Origin of the sequence: Synechococcus sp. CCY9202 (genome assembly GCF_034931685.1) — a bacterium.
Lineage (GTDB): Bacteria > Cyanobacteriota > Cyanobacteriia > PCC-6307 > Cyanobiaceae > CBW1002.
This window is the reverse complement of record NZ_JAYGID010000084.1, coordinates 62,212-67,521: the sequence shown is the minus strand read 5'-3', so window position 1 is coordinate 67,521 and position 5,310 is coordinate 62,212. Positions and strand designations below refer to the sequence as shown.

Below are 5,310 nucleotides of genomic sequence, written 5' to 3'. Positions count from 1 at the left end.
TGCGTAGGCGCTCTCTGAAGAAAGCCACTGTAGTTGCATCTGGTATGTCATTCATCACTCCAAGGCCAACAAACTCCTCGAAGGAACGACGGTCATTTACTTGGAATTCGACCTCTTCATCGCTTAAATTGAATAGTTGCTGGAGCACCAGCATCTTGAAAAGAATCAGTGGATCTATCCGTTTGCGGCCAGCATTGCTTTTGCGCTCCTGGCTGTAGCCTTTATCAAGTAAAGGACGGAATGATTCCCAAGGAATCGATTCAGTAAGACGCGTCAGAACAGGCTTCTTCTCTTGGAGCTTTGCAACTCTTTGCTGTTCGTCCCAGAAACCTCGCTGGCCCATGGAAAGTATGTAATCTTGAAGCCTTAGTATAATTCAATTCGGTCGCTATCAAGCGGTCTTGCGATTTTTCGAGGTGCCCTCAAGTCAACCCATCACGCCAGGATCGTCGTAGACGTAGTGGGTGGCGCCACTATCATCAAGAGATACATCAGAGTGAAGCGGATCATGCTGAGACAGATCATGACTGTCATCCGAAGAATCATGCAGACTCGAATCAGCCAAACCTGAGTCCATCCCACCACTGGCTGGATCATCGAGAAGGGAATCCTGCGTCGTATCAAGAATGGGATCAACCAATGTGATGTCATGCTGGTATTCAGCAAGATCGTCATCCGTAACGGGCTGATCATCCAAGAGCTGAGTGACCAGACTCGATACATCAGCCACTTCATCCTGAACAATAGCATCGTCTCCGATGACAACATCATCAGCTGTGACGGAAGAATCAAGAGAACCTGAGGATGAAGAATCAGCAAGAAGCTGAGACGGATCAGCCAGAATATCATCAATCAGAGTATCCAAAGGCACAAGATTGACATCGTCGTAAATCGAGTCAACGGCACCGTCATCAACAGCGGATTCAGTTCCAGTGTCAACCGTGCCATCGATAGCATCACTCAAGGAGTCTAAAGACGGCTGGTCAACAAGATCACTGGAGCTATCAGCAGGGTCTAAGGTGTCGAGTGAATCAGAGGCATCATCAACCACCGGGGAATCGGGATCGGCAGAAAGGGTGCTTGATGCAGCCAGCTGATCTACGAACGACGGAGGCAGACTGGCCAACGCCTCCTGGAACTCCTCAGCACTGATCACCGAATCTTCGTTAGCAGCAGTGAGAAGCTGATCAAAGACCGCCATATCACTCAATTCCAAGGAGCCATTGCTATAAGCATCGAGCAGACCTGAGAGCGTATCCAAAGCCTCGGATGAAAGATTGCCAGAGGCAACAGATTCAAGCACCTCAGCATAGGATCCCTGTGTCAGTTGCTGCACATTGCTAATGGCAGCAAGCGCATCATCTTCAGGGGCGAGACTATCGATACTATGTTGCAAAGCATTCTGACTAGCAACCATAAAGTTGATGACCTCTGGGGTCATAACGTCTGCAAGGCCCAGCTCATTGCCGATTGTGGTATGCAAGGAGGAATTGCTGAAGTCTGCCCCCGTAGCAGCTGTGCTATCACTGTCGCTGAGATCAGCGTCTAGACTCGATGTAACTAAGGACGTGCTGATCGCAGAGAATACCGGATAAGAAGCATGCGCTTCATCGGTTCCCAACTTGATCGCAGCCAGCTCCGAAAGCTGAACCGCAAGGGTCATCACAGCGGAGTTCTGGAGCAACACCTGCGAGGTACTGGCGATCGGGTTGAGGCTGGAAAGGCTCGTTCCAGGTGTGAAGCCAAGTCCATCAACAAGAGCTGAATTAGCTTCATCGAGACTATAGCCATCTTCAAGGAGCGTCTGCAGCAGGGAAGTCAGAGGGCTGACAACTGAGGAGCCAACTGATCCATAGAGATTGATATCGTAACTAAGGCCCGTATCAATATCAATACCACCGTTCATCACAAGCCTAGCCTCACCCAAGGTGAATTGACCATCACCATTAACATCCAACTTGGCAATATCAATGACGTAATCAATGTGACCATATTGATTTGAAACCCCAATCAACTCATCCTCCTGCATTACTCCGTCTCGGTTGATATCCATGTAGACTGTTGCACCAACAATCACGCCATCAATCGTTGCCGTTGAAGAGGCAATAGCAATCCCGTTCGGCAATGCAGTGGTGCCAGTGTTACCTGCATCCGAAAGAACCTTGTTATTCGATAGCTGGATCGTAAAGACATCTGCAGCAGTAGCATCACTATAGCCAACAGTCACAGTGTACTCACGTACCGTGCTGCTGCCACTGCCGCTGACAATGCTTGCGGTAGAGACTTGAACCTGTGAAATATTAGCAGCCTGAATCACAATCGTATCAAGGCCAGCCTCAAAGTCAGTGATCAGATCAGTACCAGAACCTCCCTCTCCCTTCAAGAACAGGAATCGATCTGCTCCGGTACCACCAGTGAGTTGATCCGCACCACGGCCACCGGCAAGAATATCTTGGCCTGTACCACCAAAGAGAGCATCATTCCCACGTAGACCTAAAAGGACATCGTTGCCATCTCCTCCATACATGGAGTCTCCTGTTTGACTCCATACAATGTTCAAGTCATCGATACGGACATACTCGCCATTATCCATATCTCCATCTGATTTTATACGTATTTCGATGGCGCTCCCCGCAAGATACTCACTAATATCAGTGCTAAAGCTACCAGTATCAGCATCATTACCATCAATAGAGGTCAGCGTAGACCAACCACTCCAACCGCTCCCATTATAACTAGATATCTGGAAACTAGTATCCTTATTTTGATTAGAAACAACTTTTTCCCAATTAAAGCTCAGCGTTGCTGTGGTCATTCCGGCAGGAATATCAAGAGTGCCACTCGTCAATGTGGCGTCGCCGTCACTATTTGGACCCCTGTCACCTGTGAACTCAAGCTTTCCAGCAGTAGTAATGAAAAGGTCACCAGAGTTAGCAAGTTCGTCATCATCCAACTCCAACCATGCGACTGGCCAGTTATCACCGCCTCCCGCATTGTAGGTTTGTCCAGTAAATGACTCAGTCCAAGTGATTGGAGCCAAAGTAGTCTCAACGTCCTTGCCTAGCAAAATTTCATTTCTATATGTTCCCTGCAAGATATTACTGCCTGCTTGTAAACGGTCTAGCACGACATTAGCAGTATCCGTGTCTCCACCTGTGGTGTTAGTGTAGATAAAGCTACCTCCATCATCATCACTTGCACTCGCTTCGGTAAAGGTGACAGTTGCACCACTCAAAACAGCCGAGCCATCTGCAGAATTAGAAACAGATGTGATCATTCCTACACCATCGCCACCCGTATCGTTGGCAAGCAAGGCCCAGGTTGGAATAGCGATTGCATCAAGACCTGCAACTGCAGATTGGTTGGTGAGAATCAAGTCATCACGGACAATCAGAGGAGATAAATCTGGATCCACGTTAAGCGTCAACGTCGCCGAACCGGAATCTCCGTCAGCATCCATCAGAGTATAACCAATTAACTCTGAGAGTGGAGCCTGTATTGCCTGAGTGGTGGGCGTAGTGTACGTATAAGATCCATTGTCCATATCCATCATCAGCTCGCCACCCGTTGCTGTGGTCACAGACCAAGTATTAGAGGTTGAATTAAATGTCCCAACACTAGTGCCGGTTCCAGTAGTAGAGGACTGACCAGTGGCCTGATCATACGCATATGTTACTCCATCAACTGTGATTTCAGATATATAGCCGCTTTGATCGGCACCGATGCTTGTCTCCACGTTGCCACTAGTCGTCGTTTCACCAATCAAGTCACCTGGAAAGACATTGATAGTGCCCGAAAGTTCAGCATCCAACTCATTGAGATCTTCGACTACAATCGCACTGGCATCCACGCCGGTTATACCATTGTATGCGATTTGATTCAGATCGTCAGAAGATGTATTCGACCCAACGCCAATAGCGAAGGAATTGATATTGTTATCATCAAGAAATTCTTTCCAGTAGTCTTCTTCGGTATTGGACACACCGTTTCCAGTGCCAAAGACCTGAGTTCCATCAACTATCACGGCAGGATTAGGATTATCCTCCGTACCGCCCAACTCGCTTCTATTGGGATCGCCATCTGAGAAGAAATAGATTACATTCTGCAAGTTCACATCCGGTGCTTCAGCAATACGGAGTAGGTTTCCATCACTATCCGTTGCCTCAAAGTTATTCCAAGTCATATTGAGAGCAGCATCATAGTTCGTCCAACCATCTGGCGTAAGCGATCGGATTTGATCTTTGGCAGCATCAGCAGAGCCCCAGCTCAACAGTGTTGAAGCCCCACTGCTAAATGTAATGACACTGACTTTGACATCACCAAGTGCCTCATACTGCTCCAACAGCTCGATTGCTGAATTAATCTGGAGTTGCATGCGCGTCATGCTGCCAACACCAGATGAGTCGTCCATGCTTCCTGATACGTCAATAACAAGCTGTAGATTGGTATTGATTGAGATATCAGCCTTGACATCCTTGACTATGTCGCCGGCCAGAGGTACATCATCTGTTACTTGAATGTCAAATGAAGCTGATTTGAAATCTCCGTCATTATCGCGCACGGTCACCGTCAAGCTCTCGACGATGGAATTCTCACCATTGCCTGTCGAATGGGTCAGAGTATTATCGTCAAGGGTATAACTGTAGTTAAACGTACCACCAACTAAGTCACCGGTGATGGCATCCGTATCAGCACTGAACCCCGTAATCGTCAGCGTGCCGTAAGCAGCTGTCGTCACCTCTGTCCCGTCACCGGCATAAACACCATTGGTAACTAACGCCGTCGTTCCAATGGTCACATCATCAGCGCCATCGACTGCAGTAAATGAGAAAGATCCAGTCTTCGTCAACGCACCGAGATTCGGCGTTGTACCATCAGGGAGATCGTCCTCGTCAACGATTACTTCAGCGCCGTTTCCATCAAGGCCTGTGATCGTGACGAAATGGTCAACAGAGCTCGTATCCAAGGCTTCATAGTTGCCACCAAAAGTCGTAACAATTGCTACCTGATCTGTGTTCGATTCAACCACAGAACTGATACTTCCGCTAGTCTGCCCCTTCTCAATCGTAATTGTCTGGCCATTATCCAAGTCGATAAACAGGTCACTGCCGGTTACCTCATTGTCCACTTGTGCCGTGATCGTCGCCTGACCAGTTTGCTCATCCACCATCACAAGATTCAAGCTCACCGTCGTCGTGTCGATCGTGTCGACAACCGACACCGTCGCCGTGGCGCTCGTGTCCAGGTCTTCGTAATTCCCTCCCGTCGCTGACGTGATCGCCACCGTCGTCGAGGTCGGATCCTTATACA

General features: G+C 48.4%; 2 protein-coding genes. Both read right to left on the bottom strand.

Annotated features, from left to right (window positions below; genetic code table 11):
- A partial coding sequence (locus tag VB777_RS11450; protein WP_323249063.1) for a transposase occupies positions 1–343 on the bottom strand: 343 nt, incomplete at its 3' end.
- Between the two features lie 84 nt (positions 344–427).
- Entirely contained in the window at positions 428–5,221 is a 4,794-nt protein-coding gene (locus VB777_RS11445; RefSeq protein WP_323249061.1) for a VWA domain-containing protein, read from the bottom strand.
- Positions 5,222–5,310: the final 89 nt, after the last annotated feature.